The organism is Streptosporangium sp. NPDC002721, from assembly GCF_042888905.1.
In the GTDB taxonomy this organism is placed as follows: Bacteria; Actinomycetota; Actinomycetes; order Streptosporangiales; family Streptosporangiaceae; genus Streptosporangium.
On sequence record NZ_JBIAQI010000043.1, the window covers coordinates 34,051 to 55,839 of the forward strand.

Genomic DNA, 21,789 nt, shown 5'->3' on the forward strand with positions numbered 1-21,789 from the left:
CCTGGACGTCGACGGAGTAGCCGTCGAGGCGTTCGGTGGCGGAGGTGCCCAGGGTGAGGCAGACGCGGGGCTTGGCGGGCGGGCCGTGCAGCCAGGACGGGACGACGGCGGCGCCGTTGTAGGGGATGTAGCGCAGCGGCAGGTAGGTGTGGGGCAACTCCAGCCGCAGTGAGGTGGGGGTGTAGTCGATGGTGAAGTGGCCGGTGGTGAGGTCCTCGGAGAAGGTGGTGCCGACCTTGGCCGCGCGGGCCCCCAGCCACTGGGCGAGCACGTCCGGCCGGTCACCGGGCGGACGCCCCTCCTTGACACGCAGATAGTGGCCGCGCATCCGCGCGGTCAGGTCCAGCCCCCACATGAAGCGGGCGTGCGCGGCCCCGCACGCCTTGGCCGCGATCGCCCCGGCGTAGGTGAGCGGCTCCCAGATCACCAGATCGGGCTTCCACTCCCGGCAGAACCCGGTCAGGTCCTCGATCATGGGGTCGTTCACCACCCGCCACCACCACGGCACCACCCCGCCGTACCCCCAGGTCAGGTGCTCCCAGGTGAGCACCTCCGGGCGGTCCTCCGCCATGTCGAAGACCGGCGCGCCGGGATCCACCCGTTCCATCACCTTGGAGAGGCGCCGTAGTTCGTGGTCCGTGCCGACGGGGACGGCGGTGAGGCCCGCTCCGGTGACGACGTCGGTCAGCTCGGGCTGGCTCGCCACCCGTACCTCGTGACCGGCGTTGCGCAGCGCCCACGCCAGCGGCACCATCCCCAGGAAATGGCTCTTCTCGGCGTGCGAGGTGAACAGGACGCGCATGCTCTTTCCTTCCTGTGCCCCCGCTACCCGCGGTGCTCGGCGGCGAGTCGTTCCAGTTGGGGGACGAGCTCGTTGGGGGTGGGCATGGCCTCGATCTCGGTGCGCAGCCTTCCGGCCGACTCGGCGAAGGAGGGCTCCTCCAGCAGGCGCAGCAGGTGCTCGCGCACCCGGGGGCCGCTCGCGTCGCGGCCGTGCATCACCAGTCCGGCCCCCAGCCCCGCGAGGTGTCCGGCGACCAGCGGCTCGTCGAACAGCTTCGGGACCATGAGCTGCGGCACGCCCTGGGAGGCCACCGTGAACACCGTGCCCGGCCCGCCGTGGTCGATCACGGCCGAGCAGGTGGGGGCGAGGGCGTGCAGGGGGACGAAGGAGACCAGGCGGGTGTTGTCCGGGACGTGGTGGAGCTCGGCCTGCTGTTTTTCGGGGAGGGTGGCGACGAGTTCGATGTCGAGGTCGGCGAGGCTGGTGAGGATGTCCTGGACGTCGACGGAGTAGCCGTCGAGGCGTTCGGTGGCGGAGGTGCCCAGGGTGAGGCAGACGCGGGGCCTGTCCGGTGGGGTGTGCAGCCAGGACGGGACGACCGAGGTGCCGTTGTAGGGGATGTAGCGCAGCGGCAGGTAGGCGTGGGGGGACTCCAGCCGCAGCGAGGTGGGGGTGGGGTCGATGGTGAAGTGGCCGGTGGTGAGGTCCTCGGAGAAGGTGGTGCCCACCTTCGCCGCGCGGGCCCCCAGCCACTCGGCCAGCGCGTCACGCTCGTGCGGGGCCTGTTCCCGCCGGACGCGCAGATAGTGGCCGCGCATCCGGGTGAACAGGTCCAGGCTCCACAGCATGCGGGCGTGCGCGGCCCCGCACGCCTTGGCCGCGATCGCCCCGGCGTAGGTGACCGGCTCCCAGATCACCAGGTCCGGTTTCCAGTGCCGGCAGAACTCGGTGAGCTCCCCGATCATGGGATCGTTCACCACCCGCCACCACCACGGCACCAGCTCGTCGTGGTAGCCCCGGCGCAGATACTCCCAGGTCAGCTTCTCCGGCCGGTTCTCCGCCATGTCGAACGGCGGCGGCGCGTCCGGGTCGAGGCTCTCCCCGTGCGTGAGCAGCCGGTGCAGCATGTGGTCCCCGCCGACGGGGACGGCGGTGAGGCCCGCTCCGGTGACGACGCCGGTCAGCTCGGGCTGGCTCGCCACCCTTACCTCGTGACCGGCGTTGCGCAGCGCCCACGCCAGCGGCACCATCCCCAGGAAATGGGTCCGCTCGGCGTGGGTGACGAACAGCACGCGCATGGACCGGTCCCTCCCGCCCGCCGTCACAGGGCGGCCAGCACCTTGAGCAGCGACTCGACGACCATCGCCTGGTCGCTCTCGGCCAGCGAGGGGTACATCGGCAGCGAGAAGATCTCCTTGGCCACCGCCTCGGTGACGGGCAGGCTCCCGGTCTCGTACCCGAGCTTCGCGAAGCCCGACATCGTGTGCACCGGCCACGGGTAGCTGATGTTGAGCGACACGCCGTAGCCCTTGAGCGCCTCGATGACGTCGTCGCGCCGCGGGTGGCGGACCACGTACACGTAGTACGAGTGCTCGTTGCCGGGGGCGACCGCGGGCAGGACGACGTCGGTGCCGGCGAGCGCCTCGGCGTAGCGGGCCGCGACGGCCCTGCGGGCGGCGACGTACCCGTCCAGCCTGGTCAGCTTGCGGCGCAGGATCTCGGCGTGCACCTCGTCCAGCCGGCTGTTGTGGCCGGGGGTCCGCTCGACGTAGTAGCGCTCCCTCATCCCGTAGTAGCGCAGCTGCCGCAGCGCCGCGTCCACCTCGGGGTCGGAGGTGATCGTCGCCCCGCCGTCGCCGTACGCCCCGAGCACCTTGGTCGGGTAGAAGGAGAACGCGGCGGCCCTGCCCATCGAGCCCGCGATCCGGCCGTGGTGGCGGGCCGCGTGCGCCTGCGCGCAGTCCTCGAAGACCACCAGGTCGTGCCGGTCGGCGATCTCCCGCAGCGGCGCCATGTCGACGCACTGGCCGTACAGGTGCACCGGGAGCAGGCAGCGGGTCCGCTCGGTGACCGCGGCCTCCACCTGCCCGACGTCCATGAGGTAGGTGTCCTCGTGCACGTCGACGAAGACCGGGGTGGCGCCGACGGCGTCGATGGCCACGACCGTGGGCGCCGCCGTGTTCGACACGGTGATCACCTCGTCGCCCGGCCCGACGCCCAGAGCCTGGAGCCCCAGCACGATGGCGTTCGTCCCGTTGTCGACGCCCACGCAGTGGGAGACGCCGTGGTAGGCGGCGAAGGCCGCCTCGAAGTCCCGCACGCCCCGGCCGAGCACGAGCTGGCCCGAGCGGAACACGGTGTCCACCGCGTCGAGGATGTCCTCCCGCTCGTTCTCGTACTCCTGCAGATAGTCCCAGACGTAAAGGGGGCTGGTCATACATCACCTCCGGAAGGGGAGCCGGTTCGGCTCAGCGGTCGAACTCCCCGCGCAGGTACTGCTCCCGGCAGGCACCACGGCGGATCTTTCCACTGGTCGTCCGCGGCAGGGTGCCGCGCCGTACGAGGACGAGGTCGTGCGCGGCCAGGCCGTGGTTGCGGGTGATCTCCTGGCGCAGGTCGCGCAGGATCACCTCCACCTCGGCCTCCCCGGCCGTCAGGAGCGCGGGTTCGGCCTCGACGAGGACGACGAGGCGCTCCTCGCCGTCGATCCCGGCGGAGAACGCGGCGGCCGACCCTTCGGAAGCGATGTTCCCGGCGGGCCCGGCGGGCCCGGCGGCCCCCGCTTCCCGGCCGGCCCGCGCGGCCTGCACGGTCGCCTCGATGTCGTCCGGGTAGTGGTTCCGGCCGCGGACGATGATCATGTCTTTGGCCCTGCCGACCACGTGCACCCGGCCCTCCAGCAGGAAGCCGAGGTCGCCCGTGCGCAGCCAGGGGCCGGGGAGCAGGTCGCCGTCGGGCTCGACGAGGTGTTTCTCGAAGACCTCGGCCGAGCGCTCGGGCCGGTTCCAGTAGCCGTCCGCCACGTTGGGCCCGCTCACCCAGATCTCGCCCACCCGGCCGTCCGGCAGCGGGCCGAGACCCTCCCGGTGCCGGATCCGCACCGACACCCCCAGGCTCGGCGTCCCGCACGACACGATGCGCACGGTGTTCGGGCTGCCGGGCGGGAGCTCGCGGGCCACGCCGGCGGCCAGGGCGTCGCGGTCGAAGGACCGGTCGGTCATGCCCTCGCCGACCGGCGGCGCGCTGACCGGGAGGGTCGCCTCGGCCAGGCCGTAGCAGGGGGACGGGGCGGTGGCCGACAGCCCGCCGGCCGCGAACGCCGAGGTGAACGCCTCGGTGGACTCGGCGTACACCGGCTCGGCGGCGATCGTCAGCAGCCGCAGCGAGCTCAGGTCGAGCTCGCTCCTGCGCTCCCCGGTCACCCGGCGCACGCACTGGACCAGGCTGGAGCTCGGCGTGATGCTCCAGTCGGCCCGGTAGTCGGAGATCATGCGCAGCCAGCGGTAGGGGTCCTGCACGAAGGCCATCGGGCTGAGGTTCACCGAGTGCGCGCCCGCGCCCAGCGGGTTGGTGATCCCGCAGACGAGGCCGAAGTCGTGGAAGAACGGCACCCACGAGGCGATGACCGAGGACGGCCAGTGCGCCCTGATCTGGTGGTTGGTGACGGCGAGGTTCAGGTGCGTGACGCGGACGCCCGCCGGGGCGCCGGTGGAACCCGAGGTGTACTGCAGGTACGCCACGTCGTCCGGCCGCATCGGCGGCCTGCGCCAGCTCCCGGCCTCCTCGGGGGAGACCTCGTCGACGCAGACCAGATGGGCGGGCGGGCCGTCCGTACCGTCCGTGCCGCCCACGTCGTTCGTGCCGCCCATGCCGCCCATGCCGCCCATCTCGTCCAGCAACCGCTGGACGGACGGGCGCACCGCGGAGACGGTGAGCACGCACCGCGGCGCGCAGTCGCCCATCACCGAGCGCAGGCGCTCGTTGCTGCGCAGCGCCTCGGGCGCGTACAGCGGTACCGCGATGACCCCCGCGTACAGGCAGGCGAGGAAGGCCACGACGTAGCCGGGTTCGTGCGGGCAGAGCACCGCCACCCGGTCGCCGGGCTCGCACCGCCGCTGCAGGACCGCCGCGACCGAGCGGGCCCGCTCGTCCAGCTCGGCGTAGTCCATCGTCCGCGCGCTCTTCTCCCGGCGGCCGGTGTCGCGGCGCATCCCGTACTCGACGAAGGTGACCGCGGGGGAGGAACCGGCCGTCCGGGCGAACAGACTGACGCTGTCGGGCAGGTAGCGCAGGCGGAGGTGTCGCGATCCCCGGGCGGTGGCGACGGCGGTCTCGATGACCTCCTCGGGAGGTTCACCGGAATCGGGGCTCAAGCTTCTTCTCCGTCCGGTCGGTGAGGTCCTGCGACCTCGGGGGTCAGGCGGACTGGGGGAGCGCGTCCGACCGGGCGGCGCTCTCCCTGGACTCCAGGGCCGCCAGCGCCGCCCGGTCCAGGTTGGAGACCATCCAGACGAGCAGGTCCTGCTCGGTGCTCTCCGCGGCCTCCTGCCAGCGCTTCTTCTGCTCGGCGATGACGTTCATCTGGATGTGGGTGACCTCGGCGGCGACGCCGCCGTTGCGCTCAGCCTTGATGCGCCGCCGCAGCTCGTTGCGGGACCAGGCGCCCTTCTCCGCGCGGTTGAGCCAGATCTCCTGCTCGGGCTCGGGCAGGCTGGCCACCTCCGCGTGGTGCTGGAAGCTCAGCTTCTCCCGGCGCCGGGGCAGGCTGAACTGCCGGGCCACCCAGGCGTAGTTGCGCAGGGTCTGGTAGTCGAGCGAGGTCTCCGCGATCGCCCGCTTGTAGCGGTCGGGGTACTGCGCCTGGCCGTAGATCAGCCAGTCCCCCAGCCACCAGGCGGACGAGTCGGAGATGATGAAGATCTGCCGGCCCAGGCGGCTCCAGGCGGTCAGCGACATGCCCGGGGGCAGGGAGAGGGCCGTTCTCCGGGTCATGCCCGGCGCGTCCAGTGCCATTCGCGTGTTGTGAGCGGGCCTGGCCTGTCCGTGATGTGTGGTCGCAAGACTCGGGTAGCCGTTCACGTCTGTCGTCACGTCTGTCACACCCTTTCGCCTCGACGGATCCGTCGATGGCTGAGAGTTTGCCCTAGGGGCCACGGGAGAGTTCTAGACGAGATCTAGACGCCCTGACCTGGGAGTACGGGTGGCCTGGTCAGCGTCGTTCTCCCCGCTCACCGGTGTCGCGCGGCGCACCGGCGGCTACTCCTGGTCGCCGGCGCCCGGGGGGAGACGTTCGACGACGAAGTCCGCCAGGTCGTCGAAGTTCCTGCCGCCGAAGCCGGCCATGTCGTCCAGCAGCGGGACGCCGTAGGCGTCCTCCAGGGCGAGGATCAGGAGGATGATGGAGAACGAGTCGAGGTTGCCCAGGTCGCTGGGCTCGGTGATCTCCCCCAGGTCGGTCAGCTCGGGGACGGCGAGTTCGTTGGAGCTGAACAACACGATCTTCAGCGCCTCACGCTCGATCCGCTCGCGTACGCCCTTCGTCTGGTCGGAAACGAACATCTCGGTCAACTGATCTCTCCTGACGGCGTCTCTGCGGAATCGGTGGAAGCGGCGGACGCCGCGTTCCGGCGTTCGAGCGGGCTCTGCACGAGTTTGTTGAGGAGATCGGCGCCGTGCTCCTCCCAATACTCGCGGTAGACGGCGTAGATATGCACGTCCCGAAGCTCCCCCCGGTCGTAAAGATGCTCGGGAAGAGTCGCCTCTTTGTGGTCGGAGTCGTAGGTCGTGTGCAGAATCTTGAAATCCGGCTCGGCGGTCCAGAAATATATCTTCCTGACGTTCCACATCGCGAAGGCGTAGTTGATCGTCAGCAGAATGACCTCCGCGCCGACCCCGTTGCCGGCGGTGGCCGGGTCGGTGAGGAAGCTCGCCCGCACGTGCCGGCCCGACAGGTCCAGGTGGTGGAACGAGACGTATCCCACGACCTGGTCGGTGTCCTGGCGCTCCACGGTGAACTGGGCGGACACGTCCTTGGCGTACAGCGCGGCGAACACCTCGGCCGAGGGCAGGTCGTTCAGCCCGGCCTTGAGGAGAAGGTCGTGCGCCGTGACGCCCTCCGGCGGGTTGGCGTGGCGCAGCAGCGTCCTTCTGGTCTTGGTGTGGGGAAAGAGCACGTTCTTCCACCTTCAACTCGGCGTCGCGGCTGAATGGGATTACCCGAAGGATTATTCGGGCCGGCCGAGCGGCCGTCGTCCCCGTATCAAAGAGGCGGGCCCGTCTCGCCAGCGGGACAGATGCTAGTTCCGGGTGATCTATGGGTCAAGTTATTCTCCGGTGGTCTCAATGTCCATGCGAATGGCCTTTTTCGGAGCCGCGGGAATTTACCGGTTGATTTCTTCGGCCGGTCGGGGAAAGGTCGTTTATGGTGCATGCGGCGGCAGTGGGCCGACGTACGAACGAGGGGAAGCGGGATGGGCCGATGACAGTGCACACCGAGGATGCCGCGATGCAGGGAGAACTCCTCGAACCGATCACGTCCGAGGGCCGCGACCTGCTCCATCTCATCGAGACGCACCGGCCGGCGATCGCGGAGGCCGCCGCGGACAACGACCGGCGCGGGGCCTTCCCCCACGACGTCTTCGAGGGCCTGCGCAAGGACGGCGTCCTCGGCGCCACGGTGCCCTCCGTGCTCGGCGGGCTGGGGGTCGAGCGGATGCACGACGTCTCCCTGGCGCTGCTGAGGGTCGCCGAGGCCGACGCCTCGACGGCGCTCGCCCTGCACATGCAGCTCAGCCGGGCGCTGACGCTGACCTACGAGTGGCGGACCGGCCCCGCCCACGCGCGGGCGCTCGCCGAGCGGCTGCTGCGCGGCATGGGCTCCGGCGAGGCCGTGGTGTCCACCGGCGTCAAGGACATCCCGCGCGACCGGCGCCCGACCACGCTGACCCCGACCGGCGACGGCGGCTGGGTGCTGTCGGGCGGCAAGACGCTGGTGAGCATGGCGCCCATCGCCACCGACTTCGCGGTGTACGCGCAGACGCGCGTCCCCGGGCAGCGCCCCCAGTCCGGGATGGCCGTGCTCACCCGGCAGACCCCGGGGCTCACGGTGATGGACAACTGGGACGGGCTCGGCATGCGGGCCTCGGGCAGCGTGGACATCGTGTTCGAGGACTGTCCCATCGCGGCGGAGGACGTGGTGCTGCGCGGCCCCGCCGGGGAGCAGGACCTCGCCATGCTCGCGGGCCAGACGGTGAGCTCGATCACCATGCTCGGCATCTACACGGGCATCGCCCAGTCGGCGCGCGAGATCGCCGTCTCGACCCTCCTGCGCAGGGGGGCGACGGGGGCCGCCGCGGCCCGGACGCTGGTGGCCGAGATGGACGCCAGGCTCTTCACGATGAGGTCGGCGGTCGCGGCCGCGCTGGCCAGGGCCGACCGGCTCTCCTACGACGACACGGGCGACCCGCAGAAGCGCGGGCCGGCGATGATGACGCCGTTCCAGTGCGCGAAGATGGTCGTGAACCAGCTCGCGCCCGCCGTCGTCTTCGACGCCCAGACCCTGATCGGCGGCGCCTCCTTCTCCGCCTCGCACCCGCTGGCGCGGCTCCACCGCGACGTGCGCGCGGGGGGCTTCATGCAGCCGTACACCTTCGTCGACGCCGTCGACTACCTGAGCGCCCAGGCGCTGGGTCCCGTCGGGAACGGCTAGGGGAGCCCATGCGCGTCCTGTTCACCGCGTACGCGGAGAAGACCCACTTCCTGGGGATGGTGCCGCTGGCGTGGGCGCTGCGCAACGCCGGTCACGAGGTACGGGTGGCGAGCCAGCCCGAGCTGACCGGTGTCATCACCGGAGCGGGCCTCACCGCCGTCCCCGTCGGCAGGGACCACATCCTGCACCGGCTGGTGGGGATGACGAAGGAGCAGGCGCCCTCGGCGCCTCAGCCGCCCTCCTACGACCTGGCCGAGGACCGCCCCGAGGTGCTGACCTGGAAGTACCTGAAGGAGGGCTACGGGGCGCAGTTCGTGCCGTGGTGGGCCCGGGTGGTGAACGATCCCATGATCGGGGAGCTCACCGAGTTCTGCCGGCACTGGAAACCCGATCTGGTGATCTGGGAGCCGGTCACCTACGCCGGGGCGATCGCGGCCAAGGCGTGCGGGGCCGCGCACGCGCGCATGCTGTGGAGCCTGGACCTGTTCACCCGGATGCGCGGCCACTACCTGCGCGCCCGCGCCGAGCACGCCCCGCACGAGCGCGACGCCATGGCCGAGTGGCTCGGGGCCCGCGCGGCCAAGGCCGGCACCACCTTCTCCGAGGAGATGACGACCGGCCACTTCACGATCGACCCCACCCCGGCCTCGCTGCGGCTGGACCTGCCCCACACCTACCTGCCGCTGCGCTACATCCCCTACAACGGCGTCGCCGTCGTCCCGTCCTGGCTGCACACCCCGCCCGCCAAGCCGCGGGTGTGCCTCACCCTGGGCACCTCCGCCACCGAACGCCTCGACGGCTACTCGGTCAGCGTCCAGGACGTTCTCACGAGTCTGGCCGACCTCGACGTGGAGATCGTCGCCACGCTGCCGGAGAAGCAGCAGGCCGAGCTCCACCACGTCCCGGACAACACCCGCCTGGTCTCCTTCGTCCCCCTGCACGCCCTCGCCCCCACCTGCTCCGCCGTGATCAGTCACGGGGGGAGCGGCACGTTCCTCACCATGGCGGGACAGGGGGTGCCGCAGCTGATCGAGCCGTTCATGTTCGACGACGAGCTCCGGGCCGAGCGGCTCGCCGGCCAGGGGGCCGGGCTGGTGATGCACGGCCGCGACGCGAGCGGTCCCCGGGTGCGCGAGCACCTGCTGCGCCTGCTGGAGGAGCCCTCCTTCGCCGAGTCGGCCGGAAGGCTGCGCGCCGAGATCGAGGCGATGCCCACCCCCAACGAGCTCGTCCCCCAGCTGGAGAGGCTCACCGCCGAGCACCGCGGCACCACCGCGCGCTGAACGGCCTCAGGGGTCCCCGGCCCACGGCCGGGGACCCCCGCCGGAATTCAGGCCTGGGCCAGATGCGGGCGCAGCGCCGAGGTGAGGCCGCGGACGCTCTTGAAGGCCCGGGGGGCGATCGTCTCGAACGCCACGTCGATCCCCATCTCGTCGCGGATGTGGCTGACCAGGAGCGCGGTGTTGATCGAGTTGAGGATCCCCCACTCCAGCAGCGGCGAGTCCTCGTCGAGCTCCCCGCCGGGGTCGCCCGACAGGAACCGCTCCCGGACGAAGGCGAGCAGCCGGTCCGATATCTCCCGCTCGGACAGGTCGGTGGTCACGATGGTCTTCTCCTTCACAGCTGGCCGTACGGCGTGGTCCCGGAGCCGAGCGCGGCCCGGTCGATCTTCCCGTTGCGGGTTCTGGGCAGCTCGTCCACGAAACGGATCTCGTCGGCGATCATGTAGGGCGGCAGCCGTTCCGCGCTGTGCCGCTTGAGCCCCAGCACGCCCGGCGCGGTGCCCGGCGCGGGCAGCACGAACGCGCGCAGCCGCGCGTCGGCGCCCTCGCCGCTGACGACCACGGCGACGCCGGCCACTTGGGGGTGGCTGCCGAGGACGGCCTCGACCTCGCCGAGCTCCACCCGGTAGCCGCGCACCTTCACCATGTGGTCGCGGCGGCCCAGGTAGTCGAGCGACCCGCCGGGGAGCACCCGCACGATGTCCCCGGTGCGGTACGGGCCCGCCTGGGGCTCGCGCCCCCAGTAGCCGAGCATCACGGTGGGCCCCTCCACGACCAGCTCGCCCTCCTCGCCGGCAGCGGCCTCCCGGCCGTCCGGCCGGACCACCCGTACCGTGTCGCCGCAGGCCGCGCGGCCGATCGGCACGGAGCGGTCGCGCGCCAGGTCGGCGGGGACGACCTCGTGGAAGGTGCAGACGTTGGTCTCGGTCGGGCCGTAGAGGTTGAGCAGGCGCGCGCCGGTCCAGGCCGCGAGGTCGCGGACCCCCGCGATCGGGAAGGGCTCGCCCGCGAAGAGCACCGCCCGCAGCGAGGCGGGCGCGGGCGTGTCGAGCAGGCCGCCGTCGCGCATCATCAGGGTGAGCGCCGACGGCACGGAGTACCAGACGCTGACGCGCTCGCGGCGCAGGAAGTCCGCCATCCGGGCGGGCGCGTAGGCGAGCTCGGCCGGGACGGGGCAGACCGTCGCCCCCGCGGAGAACGCCGCGTACAGGTCGAGCACCGACAGGTCGAAGGTGAACGGGGCGTGGTTGGCGAACCGGTCGTCCGGCCGGGCGTCCAGCTCGGCCGCGGCCCAGTCCACGAAGGCGCGGGCGGCCCGATGGGTGACGCTCACCCCCTTGGGGGCGCCGGTCGAGCCCGAGGTGTAGAGCACGTACGCCAGGTCCCCGTCCCCGACCGGGTGGTCGACGGGTACGGGCCGCCCGGACGGGGCGTCCCGGTGCGCGTCGAGGTCCACGGCGCGCGCGTCCGCCCCCAGGTCCGCGGCGATCGACTCCAGCCGGTCGCCGGGGGCGCACACGGCGCGGGGGCGGCAGTCGCGGATCAGGGCGGCCACCCGGGCCGCGGGGGCGGTCTCCCCGGCCGGCACGTAGGCGGCGCCCAGGCGCAGCACGGCCTGCATCGCCACCACGGTGAGCGGCGACTTGCCCGCCCAGATCACCACGCGGTCGCCGTGCCGCACGCCCTCGCCGGCCAGCGCGTGCGCCAGGGCGTCGGCGCGCCGGTCGAGCTCGCGGTAGGTCAGCTCGCCGGTCGGCCCGGCCAGCGCGAGGTTGCCGGGGAACCGGGCGGCGGCGTCGATGAGGAGCCGGTGCAGGCTCACCGTCCCGCCCCCCTCACGCCGAGGCCCGGGTGCGGGGTACGGGTGTCGCGGGGGTGCGTCAGGTGTGGGGGCGGGCGTCGTGGCGGCGTGCCGGGTGCGGGGCGCGGGTGTCGCGGGGGCGTGCCGGGTGCGAGGGCCGGGTGTCGCGGGGGGCGTGCCGGGGGCGGGTTCACAGGCCCAGCCCTCTCGCGACGAGCTCCCGCTGGATCTCCGTGGTGCCGGAAAAGATCGTTCCAGGAACCGCGTCGCGCAGCTGCCGCTCGACGCCCGCGGCGCCGAGGTAGCCGGTCGCGCCGAAGACCTGGATCGCGTCCAGGCTGTTGGCGACGGCCGCCTCCGAGACGGCGATCTTCGACAGCGCGGCGTCGCCGGCGGCGTCGTCGTGTCCCTCGTCCAGCGACCAGCACGCCCGGTAGAGCAGCAGCCGCGCGCCCTCCAGCCGCTGCTTCATCGTGACCAGCCGGTGCGAGACCGCCTGGAAGTCGCCCAGGGCACGGCCGAACTGGCGGCGCCGCCGCGCGTGCTCCACCGCGCGCCGCAGCTGTTCCTCCATCATCCCGAGGTAGACGGCGGGCAGGCAGGCCCGCTCCCAGGCCATCGAGCCCTGGAAGACCGCGCTGCCCCGGCCCTCGGCGCCGAGCCTGAACCGGGCGGGGACCCGGCACCCGGTGAACTCGACCCGGCCGGCCGGGCAGCCGTCGAGGCCCATCTTCGCCATCGGCTCGCCCACGTTCACGCCCGGCAGGTCGCGGGGCACCGCGAAGGCGGTGACGCCGAGGTAGCCCAGGCCCGGGTCGGTGGTGGCGTAGGTGACCACGAGGTCGGCCGCGGGCGCGTTGCTGGCGAACGACTTGACGCCGTCGAGCACGTAGCAGTCGCCGTCGGGCCGGGCGGTGGTGGCGAGCCTGCTCACGTCGGAGCCCGCCCCGTCCTCGGTCATCGCGTTGGCCGCGACCAGCGCCCCGGAGGCCAGGCCGGGAAGCAGCTCCTCCCGCGTACCGCCGGTGGCGTTGTCGCGGACGGCGACGCAGCACGCCAGCAGGTGCGCCGAGACCGCGAACGCCAGGCCGGTGTCGCCGCACCCCCGGGAGAACGCCTCCAGGCACAGCGCCGTGTCCAGGGCGCCGAGGCCGCCGCCGCCGTACTCCTCGGGCAGGCACAGGCCGGTGACGCCGAGGTCGGCGGCGGCCCGCCAGCGCTCGCGGGTGAACGGCTCCTGTGGCAGCCCTGACTCCTCGTGAAGACTCTTGCGCGCGCCTTCGAACACCGCGTCGCGCCGCTCGCGCCGTCCGCCGCCGAGACCGAAATCCATGGGCCTGTGCCCCTTTCCGAAGTGGTGCCTAGACCCACGAGGGGGTGTCGAGGATCTTCAGGACGGCACACGAGATGGTGATGCCGGGGCCGATGCCGCCCAGGAGCACGTGGTCGCCGGGACCGAGCTCGCCGGTGGACAGCAGGTGGTCCAGGGAGACCAGGTGGTCGCTGGCGCCGAGGTGGCCGACGGTCCTGGCGTGGTCCCAGCTGGACCTGGACATGGGCATGCGCAGCACCGACATCCACCGGTGCTCGATCGCCTGCGGGGAGAGGCTGGTGAAGACGGTGCGGGTGAGGTCGCCCACCTTGATGTCGGCCTCGGCCAGGGTCCGGCTGAGGACCCGCATCATCCGCTGCTGCACGATGACCCAGGCGAGCGCGAGGTCGCTGTCGGCGGAGCACATGCGGCCGAACTCCTCGGCCCGCGCGGCGAAGTCGACGGCCTCGCCGGTGGTGGCGCTCGGCGGGAAGAGCGGGGAGCCCGCGCGGTGCAGCTCCTCGGCCTCGGGTACGGAGATCGAGCTCACCGAGAGCAGCCGGGCGAAGCCGGGCTCGCGGCTGAGCACCACGGCGCTCCCCGCGTCGCCGAGCACGAAGTCGGGCCCCGAGCACCAGCGGTCGATCCGGGCGGTGCCGAAGTTGTCGGCCGTGACGATCAGCGCGTCGCGGCGGCGCGGGTCGCCCGCCATGAACCCGCCGGCGAGCTCCAGGGCGCTCAGCACGCCGTTGCAGCCCTGGCGCATCTCCAGGGCCAGCAGGTCGCCGCCGACGAGGTGGTGCTGCAGGTAGTACTGCGGGGACCAGCCGTCGGGGCCCTGGTGCCAGACGTCGGCGTACAGCATCAGCCCCAGGGCGGCGGTGCCGCCCCCGCCGCGCGCGAGCGCCTCGCGCGCGGCCCGCAGCGCCATCTCGGGGGCGGGGATGTCGCCCGCCACCGCCGCTCCGAGCATGTCGTGGACCTTGGCGTGCTCGGGGGTGCACAACCCCTGCGCGACGGCGGACTCCACGCTCACCGTCGGCGGTACGAACGTTCCAATTCCCCGGAAGAAAACCTCTGGTGTGCGCATGCTTGTCTCTTTGCTCGCGGGTGGCCCGCGCGGTCAGGCTTGGTGGAAAGGAGGATCGGCCCGCTGCGACCCCGGGGTTTCGTCCCGCAGCTGGGAGGTCGCCTCCAGGTAGCGGTCGATCACGGTCCGGTGGTAGCCGGGGCCGAAGCCCATCTCGGTGACGGCGGGCACCAGCCGGCGGAGCTTCTCCACGGAGATGTGGTGGGACGTTCCCTCGTCGATGATCTGCCTGCGGGCCGTGACGCCCAGGCGCGTCTCGAGGTGGTCGACGATCAGCTTGACCGGCACGGACTCGCCGGTGGCCACGTTGACCACCTCCCCGGTGACCCCGGTGGCCAGCAGCAGGTCGATCACCTTCACCCAGTCGGCGATGTCGATGATGTCCCTGCGCGCGCTGCGGTACATCGTGAGGTTGTCGGAGCGGATCTGGTCGATGAGCGAGGGGATCAGCCGGTTCGCGGGCACGTGCGGGCCGACGACGTAGCCGAGCCGCAGGATGAGGTGCCGCACCCCGGAGTCCCGGATGCGTTCCTCCAGCGCGAGTTTGTGCCAGCCGTAGGGGGTGACGGGTTCCACGGGCTCGTCCTCACGGCCCCGGCATCCGGCGCCGCCGTACATGCTCATGGACGCGGTCGAGAGGAAAACGAGGGTCCGGTCCTGGCGGATGCTCTTTTCGATCGTCTCGTCCACCAGAGCGGTTTCCCGTTCGTAGTCGGAATCGGAATTCTTCCACAGGGACACGCCGGCGGCGAGAATCGTCACCTCGGGATGCGCGTCGTCGATCGACCGCAGGTGCCTCGCGAGAAAGCCATTTCCGATGATCTCCATTCGCAGCACCGCTTTCAAGCTCTGGAGGTTAACGTACGGATCCGCTCGTCACCATATAGCGGAGCCTGGAATAAGAAAGCACCTGTCGTCCGGGACCGGAAGCCGGCCTGTCCCGCCAGCGAGACAGGTGTGCGTTCCCCGGCCTTTTCTCCGGGGAACGCGGGGAATTCCGGCGCCCGCGCCCGGGTGCCCGCGCCGCCCGCCTCCGGGGGAACGGACGCCTGAGGAGCCGGTCACGGGAGCGCCGGGCTCCCCGCGCGACGGGCCCGGGGGCCGAGGGGGCCGCGGGGGGCTCAGGGAGCCGTGGGGGAGGGGGCCTGCCCCTTCTTCAGCGGCTCCCACCAGCTGCGGTTCTCGGCGTACCACCGGGCCGTCGCCGCCAGGCCCTCCGCGAAGGGGGTGAGCGGCCGGTAGCCCAGCTCGGCAGTGATCTTGGAACTGTCGACGGAGTAGCGGCGGTCGTGCCCCGGCCGGTCCTCCACCGGGACGACCATGGACCAGTCCGTCCCGGCGATGTCCAGCAGCGCCCGGGTCAGTTCCCGGTTCGTCAGCTCGGCGTTGCCCCCGATGTTGTAGACCTCGCCCGGCCGGCCCCGCCAGGCGACCAGGGCGATGCCCCGGCAGTGGTCGTCGACGTGCGTCCACTCGCGCACGTGCAGGCCGTCGCCGTACAGCGGCACCTTCTCCCCGTCCAGCAGGTTGGTGACGAACAGCGGGATGACCTTCTCGGGGAACTGGTAGGGCCCGTAGTTGTTGGGACAACGGGTGATCGAGACGGGGAAGCGGTAGGTGCGCGAGAACGCCCGCGCCAGCAGGTCGGCCGCGGCCTTGGAGGCCGAGTACGGGGAGTTGGGCTCGAGCGGGTGGCTCTCCACCCACGAGCCCGTCTCGATGGACCCGTAGACCTCGTCCGTGGAGACCAGCACGAACTTCCCGACGCCGCCGCGCAGCGAGGCCTCCAGCAGGGTCTGGGTGCCCACCACGTTGGTCGCGACGAAGTCGGCCCCGCTGTCGATCGACCGGTCGACGTGGGTCTCGGCCGCGAAGTGCACGACCAGGGAGACCCCCTTGGTCAGCCGCGACATCAGCGAGGCGTCGCAGATGTCGCCCCGGACGAACTCCAGCCGCGGGTCGTCGGCGACGCAGGCCAGGCTCTCCATGGTCCCGGCGTACGTCAGCTTGTCCACGACGACGACCCGGGCGTCCTCGAACCCCTCGTAGGCGCCGGAGAGCGCGTGCCGCACGAAGTTCGAGCCGATGAACCCGGCACCGCCGGTGACCAGGATCCGCATGTGGATGCACCTTTGCTGTCAGTTACGCGAGTGATCGGGCGATGTCCATGACGTATTGGCCGTATGCCGACTGCCTCATCTCGGTGCCCCGGTGGTAGCAGGCCTCGGCGTCGATGAACCCCATGCGCAGGGCGATCTCCTCCAGGCAGGCGACCCGGACCCCCTGGCGGCGTTCGAGGATCTGCACGTACTGGCTCGCCTCCAGCAGGGACTGGTGCGTCCCGGCGTCCAGCCAGGTGAAGCCGCGTCCCAGCTGCACCAGGCTCGCCTTGCCCTGCTCCAGGTAGACCCGGTTGACGTCGGTGATCTCCAGCTCGCCGCGGCCGGAGGGCCGCTGCTCCCTGGCGATGTCCACGACCTGCTTGTCGTAGAAGTACAGGCCGGTGATGGCCTGGTCGGAGCGGGGGCGGCTCGGCTTCTCCTCGATGGAGACGAGCCGGCCCTCGGCGTCCAGCTCCCCGATGCCGTACCGTTCCGGGTCGCTCACCGGGTAGCCGAACATGACGCAGCCGTCGAGCTCGTCCTGGGCCCTGCGCAGCAGGTCGGGAAAGCCCGCGCCGTGGAAGAGGTTGTCGCCCAGCACCAGCGCGCAGGGGTCCCCGCCGATGTGCGAGTCGCCCAGCAGGAAGGCCTCGGCGATCCCGCGCGGCTCCGGCTGCGGCACGTAACCGAAGTTCACGCCCACCCGGGAGCCGTCGCCCAGAAGCGCGCGCAGCGACGGAAGGGCGTCCGGCGTGGAAATTATGAGGATGTCGCGTATGCCGGCCAGCATCAGCACCGCGATGGGGTAGTAAATCATCGGCTTGTCGTAGATGGGAAGCAACTGCTTGGAGGTCGCGAGGGTCAGCGGATGCAAACGCGTCCCGTTTCCTCCGGCAAGGACTATGCCTTTCATCGGAGCTCCTGCGTTTTCGTCTGCGGGGTCCCTGAGACTACTGTTCAGGCTCATCGGGAAATCAACCCCCGGCGTCCCGCGAAATGGTATTGCCTTTTCGCGGAGCAAATGTGATAGGGCTTGTGAGGCGTCCCGCCCGCGATCCGTTCGCGACCGGGGGACGGCCCCTTCGCCACTTCGCGGCCACGCGCCTGGAAGGACGACAATGCGTATTCTGTTCGCTACCTATGCGGAGAAGTCACATTTTCTGGTGATGGTTCCGCTGGCGTGGGCGCTGCAGGCCGAGGGGCACGAGGTGCGGGTCGCCAGCCAGCCCGGCCTGACCGACGTGATCACCCGGTCCGGGCTGACCGCGGTGCCGGTGGGCAGGGACCACAGCCTGTGGCGGGCCAACAAGGCGTTCGGCTTCTTCGACCCCCGCAAGAAGCACAAGAGGGCGGTGCCCTTCTTCGACATGGCCGACGACCACCCCGAGCGGCTCACCTGGGACCACTACAAGCAGGGATACGCCCAGTTCGTCCCGTGGTGGTGCCGCCTGGTCAACGAGTCCATGATCGACGGGCTGACCGAGTTCTGCCGGAAGTGGGAGCCCGACCTGGTCATCTGGGAGCCGGTCACCTACGCCGGGCCGATCGCGGCCAGGGCGTGCGGCGCGGTCCACGCGCGGTTCATGTGGAGCCTGGACCTGTTCGGCCGGATGCGCGGCCACTACCTGCGGGCGAAGGCGGAGCAGCCGCCGGAGGACCGCGAGGACATGCTGCAGGCGTGGATCACCGCGCACGCCCGCAGGTTCGGCGTGGAGTTCTCCGAGGAGATGACGACGGGTCAGTTCACCATCGACTACACGCCGCCCTCCCTGGAGCTGCCGCCCGACCCGGCCGCGGGCCCGGAACCGCACCGCGTCCCGCTGCGGTTCATCCCGTACAACGACCGCGCGGTGATCCCGCCCTGGCTGCGCACGCCCCCCGAGCGGCCGCGCGTGTGCCTGACGCTGGGGACCACCTCGGCGGAGAACCTCGACGGCTACCTGGTGCCGGTCCAGGAGATCCTCGACGGGCTCGCCGACCTCGACGTGGAGATCGTCGCCACGCTGCCGGAGAACCACCAGGCGGAGCTGGAACGGGTGCCGGACAACGTGCGGCTGGTGAGCTTCGTCCCCCTGCACGCGCTGCTGCCGACCTGCTCGGCGGTGATCGACCACGGCGGGAGCGGCACGTTCTTCACCACGCTCGCGAGCGGCGCGCCCCAGCTCGTGCTGCCCAACCTGTTCGACGAGCCGCTGCGGGCCCGCTACCTCGCCGAGCAGGGGGCGGGCCTGACGATGCACAGCAGCGAGGCCACCGGCGCCGGCGTCAGGCAGGCGCTCCTTCGCCTGCTGGAGGAGCCGTCCTTCACCGAGGAGTCACGCAGGATCCGCGACGAGATGAACGCCATGCCGACCCCCGCCGAGGTGGCGGCCCGCATGGAGGACCTCGTCGACACCTACCGTGTCGCCGCCGCCGCCGCCGTCCCGGCCGCCGTGCCGGCCGCCGTCCGCTGAGAGGGGCAGGAGCATGTACGAGGCAGAGCTGGCGGACGTCTACGACGCGATCTACCGGGGGCGTGGCAAGGACTACGAGGCCGAGGCGGCGACCGTCGCGGGGCTGGTCCGCGAACGGCACCCCGGGGCCGCGTCCCTGCTGGACGTGGCGTGCGGCACCGGGTCGCACCTGAGGTTCTTCGCCGGGCTCTTCGACCACGTCGAAGGGCTGGAGCTGTCGGAGGACATGCTGGCCGTGGCGAGGACGCGGATGCCCGGCGTCCCCGCGCACGAGGGCGACATGCGCGACTTCGAGCTCGGCCGCACCTTCGACGCGGTCACCTGCATGTTCAGCTCCATCGCCTACATGCGCGACGAGCGGGAGCTGGCGGCGGCGATCGGGCGGATGGCGGCCCACCTGGTCCCCGGAGGGGTCCTCGTGATCGAGCCGTGGTGGTTCCCCGAGAAGTTCCTGCCGGGGTACGTGGCGGGCGACGTCGTCACCGTGGAGGGCCGTACCCTCGCCAGGGTCTCGCGCACGGTGCGCGAGGGCGACGCGAGCGTCATGGAGGTCCACTACGTGGTGGCCGACGCGGCCACCCCCGCCCGGCACTTCACCGTCACCCACGTGAACACCCTGTTCACCCGGGAGCAGTACGAGGACGCCTTCACGGAGGCGAAACTGCGGGTGGACTATCTGGAGGGCGGCCCCTCGGGGCGCGGGCTGTTCGCCGGGACGCTCGGATGACCTTCGGGCCGGGCGTACAGGAAGTTCTGGATGATGGGGGGAAGCCGCTCCCTGACCTGTGGCACGCCGTAGACCTGCGCCTGCCGGATGGCGACGGTCAGGTTGGGCAGTTCCGTCTCGAACCAGGTCCTGGCCTGCTCGGGGCACTCGAAGCGGATGACCGGCACCCCCTCGGGCGCGGGGAGCGGCGGGATGATGGGGCAGCGTCCCGGATACAGCAGGCGCAGCGCGGTGTCCGCGGTCCGCACGTAGTGGCCGAGCAGCCGCGAGACGGCGGCCCGCCTCGCCTGGTAGGGCATCTCGGCCACCGCGCGGTCCTTGGCGTACGCGCGCAGCATGGCGTCGTGGAACCTGAGCCGGTTGCCCGGCGCGATCCGCAGCAGGTGCCCGCTCAGCAGGTAGTCGACGGTCTGTCTCGCCCGCTCGCAACCGGCGTCCGCCATGATCGAGGCCGCCGTCAGGTCGAAGGTCGAGCCCTCGTGCAGGCTCATGAGGCGGAACATCTCGGCGGCGTCGCCGGGCAGCGCGCTATAGGAGGAGGAGAAGACCGACCGCATGGATGACTGCTCGTCGGACTCGGTGTCGGGGCTCTCCAGCAGGTCGTCGCGCCCCGGCGGCGTCCGGCCCGCGGTGCTCAGACCCACGTGGAAGCGGCTGGTCATCCGCTCCGCCGCGATCCGCAGCGCGATCGGCAGGTAGTCGCCGACCTGGCAGAGCCCGTCGACGAGGGGCTGCTCCGCGTAGCCGTTCGCCTGCCTGATGACGTGCCGCACCAGGGTGGCCGCGTCGTCCTTCGGCATGAGGCCCAGTGTCATCCGCAGGGCGCCGTCGCGGGTGGTCAGCCCCGACAGCCTGTTCCTGCTCGTGACCAGCACCAGGCACGAGGGGTCGCCGGGGAGCAGCGGGCGCACCTGCTCCGCCGATCTGGCGTTGTCCAGCACGATGAGGATCCGCTTGCCCGCCACCAGGCTCCGGTAGCGGCTGGAGCGGACCTGGAGGTCCTCCGACGGCTTGGGGGCGGCCCCCAGCCCGGCCAGCAGGTGGTCGAGCGCCTCGGCCGGCTTCATCGGCCGGCCCGTGTTGGAGAACCCCCGCAGGTCCAGGTGGAGCTGGCCCCCGTCGAAGCGCTCGGCGAGCCCGCGGGCGAAGCGCAGGGCCAGCGCCGACTTGCCCACCCCGGGGGCGCCGCTGATCAGGATGACCCCGGCCTCGTCCAGGATGTCGGCCGCCGAGACGAACCCCTCCAGCCGTTTCAGCTCCCGCTGGCGCCCGGTGAACCCCGGGACGTCGCGGGGCAGCTGGGCGGGGGGCGGCGCGACCGGCGCCGGGGGAGCGGGGCCGGGGGAGGCCAGCGTCACCGGGGAGTCGGGGGCCGGCATCGGCGAGCGGAGGGTGCCGTTCAGGATCTGGTCGTGACACCTGCGCAGGTCCTCGCCCGGCTCGATGCCCAGCTCCTTGATGAGCAGGCGCCGCACGCTGTGGAACTGCTTCAGCGCGTCGGCCCGGCGCCCGCAGCGGTAGTGGGCCACCATGAGCAGGTAGTGGAGCCGTTCGCGCAGGGGGTGGGTCCTGACGAGGCTGGACAGGTCACCGATGATCTCGTTGGCGCGGTCGGCCTCCAGCAGGAGCTGCGCGCGGTCCTCGATGGCGGTGAAGCGCAGCTCGTCCAGGCGGATCCGCTCGGCGTCCGCCAGCGGGCCGACCGCGCCGCCGAACGCCGGCCCGCGCCACAGGGCCAGCGCCGTGTCCAGCTTCCTCACCGCCTCGGGCCAGGTGCCCGAGCGTTGCAGCTCTCGTACGCTCTCCAGGTGCCTCTCGAAGACCTGGGCGTCGATCTTGTGGGAGTCGAGCTGGAGCAGGTAGCCGTTGCCGTCGGCCACCAGGAGCTCGGAGGGCGCCCGGCGCGGCCTTTTCGGCTCGAAAGTGCGCCGCAGCCGCGCTATATAAGTGTAAATGCTGCTTTCAACTGTTGTGGGCGGATTTGGCCCCCAGACAGCATTGATCAATTCCTGTCGGCTAACGGTGGTCCCGGGGCGGGTGGCCAGCGCGGCGAAGAGAGTCCGCTGTGTCGGTGACCCCAGATCAAGTTCATGATCGCCCCGTGTCGCGCGCACCGGCCCCAGTAGATGCACCTGTACCAGGTCGTTCAACGACGCTTCCTCAATCTCAGCCCCCAGAGATGCGATGGAAGGACTCCTGAGCGCACACTCAGAAGCAAACGCTCAGACCTACGCATATAGCCATATCTGGGGGAACGAAGCATCGGCAAGGGGGGTTCCTGGGGTGACTTTATTGTTACCTGCGTCCCAGGAGTCACTCCAGAATCTCCTGTCACCGCTGTGAGCGGGTGTCTCGCTGGCGGGACACCGCACGGGGGGACGGCCGTGCGCGGGCGAGGCGGCGGGAGGCCACGAGGGGAGACCCCGGTGGGACGCGTCCCCGGCGACGGGTGAGGGACGCCCGGCGAAAGGCGCGAGAGCGCGCGGAAAATCGGGTGAGGCCCCCGCCCCGCCGGCCGGGAAAAAGCGC

18 protein-coding genes and 1 pseudogene are annotated in these 21,789 nt (G+C 71.5%); 4 read left to right on the top strand and 15 right to left on the bottom strand.

Annotation, left to right across the window (positions count from 1 at the left end):
* The 7 genes and pseudogenes from ACFYWM_RS40620 to ACFYWM_RS40650 all read right to left on the bottom strand — a co-directional run.
* Nucleotides 1-802: pseudogene (locus tag ACFYWM_RS40620) on the bottom strand (hypothetical protein); the annotation flags it as partial.
* Between the two features lie 23 nt (nucleotides 803-825).
* Nucleotides 826-2,082: an activator-dependent family glycosyltransferase gene (locus ACFYWM_RS40625; RefSeq protein ID WP_389925877.1), complete on the bottom strand. Its 1,257-nt coding sequence runs from the start codon at nucleotides 2,080-2,082 to the stop codon at nucleotides 826-828.
* 23 nt (nucleotides 2,083-2,105) lie between these two features.
* On the bottom strand, nucleotides 2,106-3,221 hold the full coding sequence (locus ACFYWM_RS40630) for a DegT/DnrJ/EryC1/StrS family aminotransferase (RefSeq protein ID WP_389925879.1): 1,116 nt from the start codon (nucleotides 3,219-3,221) through the stop codon (nucleotides 2,106-2,108).
* Nucleotides 3,222-3,252: 31 nt separating this feature from the next.
* Complete coding sequence (locus ACFYWM_RS40635) at nucleotides 3,253-5,157, bottom strand: fatty acyl-AMP ligase (protein ID WP_389925882.1); 1,905 nt, start codon at nucleotides 5,155-5,157, stop codon at nucleotides 3,253-3,255.
* A 43-nt stretch (nucleotides 5,158-5,200) separates the two neighbouring features.
* Nucleotides 5,201-5,797, bottom strand: coding sequence for an LmbU family transcriptional regulator (locus ACFYWM_RS40640; protein ID WP_389925885.1), 597 nt, complete (start codon nucleotides 5,795-5,797; stop codon nucleotides 5,201-5,203).
* Nucleotides 5,798-6,040: 243 nt separating this feature from the next.
* Nucleotides 6,041-6,352, bottom strand: a complete 312-nt coding sequence (locus ACFYWM_RS40645; RefSeq protein ID WP_389925887.1) for a hypothetical protein — start codon at nucleotides 6,350-6,352, stop codon at nucleotides 6,041-6,043.
* Entirely contained in the window at nucleotides 6,349-6,957 is a 609-nt protein-coding gene (locus ACFYWM_RS40650) for a GNAT family N-acetyltransferase (RefSeq protein WP_389925890.1), read from the bottom strand. Before ACFYWM_RS40650 ends, ACFYWM_RS40645 begins: the two co-directional genes overlap by 4 nt.
* 305 nt (nucleotides 6,958-7,262) lie before the next feature.
* Between ACFYWM_RS40650 and ACFYWM_RS40655 the strand changes: the two genes are divergently transcribed.
* Together ACFYWM_RS40655 and ACFYWM_RS40660 are read left to right on the top strand one after the other, a co-directional pair.
* Entirely contained in the window at nucleotides 7,263-8,492 is a 1,230-nt protein-coding gene (locus tag ACFYWM_RS40655) for an acyl-CoA dehydrogenase family protein (protein WP_389925893.1), read from the top strand.
* 8 nt (nucleotides 8,493-8,500) lie between these two features.
* A complete protein-coding gene (locus ACFYWM_RS40660) occupies nucleotides 8,501-9,775 on the top strand; it encodes an activator-dependent family glycosyltransferase (RefSeq protein ID WP_389925895.1) in 1,275 nt (424 codons plus the stop codon).
* Between the two features lie 47 nt (nucleotides 9,776-9,822).
* Here ACFYWM_RS40660 and ACFYWM_RS40665 read toward each other — a convergent pair whose 3' ends face one another.
* From ACFYWM_RS40665 to rfbA, 7 genes are all read right to left on the bottom strand, one after another.
* Nucleotides 9,823-10,095 (bottom strand): phosphopantetheine-binding protein, encoded by a 273-nt coding sequence (locus tag ACFYWM_RS40665; RefSeq protein ID WP_389925898.1) that lies wholly within the window; start codon nucleotides 10,093-10,095, stop codon nucleotides 9,823-9,825.
* A gap of 14 nt (nucleotides 10,096-10,109) precedes the next feature.
* Nucleotides 10,110-11,597 (bottom strand): amino acid adenylation domain-containing protein, encoded by a 1,488-nt coding sequence (locus ACFYWM_RS40670; protein ID WP_389925901.1) that lies wholly within the window; start codon nucleotides 11,595-11,597, stop codon nucleotides 10,110-10,112.
* A gap of 169 nt (nucleotides 11,598-11,766) precedes the next feature.
* A complete protein-coding gene (locus ACFYWM_RS40675) occupies nucleotides 11,767-12,909 on the bottom strand; it encodes an acyl-CoA dehydrogenase family protein (RefSeq protein WP_389925903.1) in 1,143 nt (380 codons plus the stop codon).
* A gap of 28 nt (nucleotides 12,910-12,937) precedes the next feature.
* Entirely contained in the window at nucleotides 12,938-13,978 is a 1,041-nt protein-coding gene (locus ACFYWM_RS40680) for a ketoacyl-ACP synthase III family protein (protein WP_389925906.1), read from the bottom strand.
* 33 nt (nucleotides 13,979-14,011) lie between these two features.
* Nucleotides 14,012-14,806: an NAD-dependent epimerase/dehydratase family protein gene (locus tag ACFYWM_RS40685; protein WP_389925908.1), complete on the bottom strand. Its 795-nt coding sequence runs from the start codon at nucleotides 14,804-14,806 to the stop codon at nucleotides 14,012-14,014.
* 293 nt (nucleotides 14,807-15,099) lie between these two features.
* Nucleotides 15,100-16,098 carry a dTDP-glucose 4,6-dehydratase gene (rfbB, locus tag ACFYWM_RS40690; RefSeq protein ID WP_389925911.1) on the bottom strand — a complete coding sequence of 333 codons (999 nt, stop codon included), beginning with the start codon at nucleotides 16,096-16,098 and terminating at the stop codon, nucleotides 15,100-15,102.
* A 22-nt stretch (nucleotides 16,099-16,120) separates the two neighbouring features.
* Entirely contained in the window at nucleotides 16,121-16,993 is an 873-nt protein-coding gene (rfbA, locus tag ACFYWM_RS40695; RefSeq protein WP_389925914.1) for a glucose-1-phosphate thymidylyltransferase RfbA, read from the bottom strand.
* Between the two features lie 205 nt (nucleotides 16,994-17,198).
* Here rfbA and ACFYWM_RS40700 point away from each other — a divergent pair, with 205 nt between their 5' ends.
* Nucleotides 17,199-18,533, top strand: a complete 1,335-nt coding sequence (locus tag ACFYWM_RS40700) for an activator-dependent family glycosyltransferase (RefSeq protein WP_389925917.1) — start codon at nucleotides 17,199-17,201, stop codon at nucleotides 18,531-18,533.
* Between the two features lie 13 nt (nucleotides 18,534-18,546).
* Nucleotides 18,547-19,260, top strand: coding sequence for a class I SAM-dependent DNA methyltransferase (locus ACFYWM_RS40705; RefSeq protein ID WP_389925920.1), 714 nt, complete (start codon nucleotides 18,547-18,549; stop codon nucleotides 19,258-19,260).
* Here ACFYWM_RS40705 and ACFYWM_RS40710 read toward each other — a convergent pair.
* Entirely contained in the window at nucleotides 19,206-21,392 is a 2,187-nt protein-coding gene (locus ACFYWM_RS40710; protein ID WP_389925947.1) for a BTAD domain-containing putative transcriptional regulator, read from the bottom strand. The two genes, ACFYWM_RS40705 and ACFYWM_RS40710, sit on opposite strands and share 55 nt — an antisense overlap.
* Nucleotides 21,393-21,789 lie beyond the last annotated feature (397 nt).

What these genes read in the sequence shown, in the direction of transcription:
- ACFYWM_RS40640 (WP_389925885.1), bottom strand. Translation starts at nt 5,797, where the DNA reads ATGGCACTGGACGCGCCGGGCATGACCCGGAGAACGGCCCTCTCCCTG.
- rfbA (WP_389925914.1), bottom strand. Translation starts at nt 16,993, where the DNA reads ATGAAAGGCATAGTCCTTGCCGGAGGAAACGGGACGCGTTTGCATCCG.
- ACFYWM_RS40705 (WP_389925920.1), top strand. Translation starts at nt 18,547, where the DNA reads ATGTACGAGGCAGAGCTGGCGGACGTCTACGACGCGATCTACCGGGGG.
- ACFYWM_RS40680 (WP_389925906.1), bottom strand. Translation starts at nt 13,978, where the DNA reads ATGCGCACACCAGAGGTTTTCTTCCGGGGAATTGGAACGTTCGTACCG.
- ACFYWM_RS40700 (WP_389925917.1), top strand. Translation starts at nt 17,199, where the DNA reads ATGCGTATTCTGTTCGCTACCTATGCGGAGAAGTCACATTTTCTGGTG.
- ACFYWM_RS40655 (WP_389925893.1), top strand. Translation starts at nt 7,263, where the DNA reads ATGACAGTGCACACCGAGGATGCCGCGATGCAGGGAGAACTCCTCGAA.
- ACFYWM_RS40675 (WP_389925903.1), bottom strand. Translation starts at nt 12,909, where the DNA reads ATGGATTTCGGTCTCGGCGGCGGACGGCGCGAGCGGCGCGACGCGGTG.
- ACFYWM_RS40685 (WP_389925908.1), bottom strand. Translation starts at nt 14,806, where the DNA reads ATGGAGATCATCGGAAATGGCTTTCTCGCGAGGCACCTGCGGTCGATC.
- rfbB (WP_389925911.1), bottom strand. Translation starts at nt 16,098, where the DNA reads ATGCGGATCCTGGTCACCGGCGGTGCCGGGTTCATCGGCTCGAACTTC.
- ACFYWM_RS40630 (WP_389925879.1), bottom strand. Translation starts at nt 3,221, where the DNA reads ATGACCAGCCCCCTTTACGTCTGGGACTATCTGCAGGAGTACGAGAAC.
- ACFYWM_RS40660 (WP_389925895.1), top strand. Translation starts at nt 8,501, where the DNA reads ATGCGCGTCCTGTTCACCGCGTACGCGGAGAAGACCCACTTCCTGGGG.
- ACFYWM_RS40625 (WP_389925877.1), bottom strand. Translation starts at nt 2,082, where the DNA reads ATGCGCGTGCTGTTCGTCACCCACGCCGAGCGGACCCATTTCCTGGGG.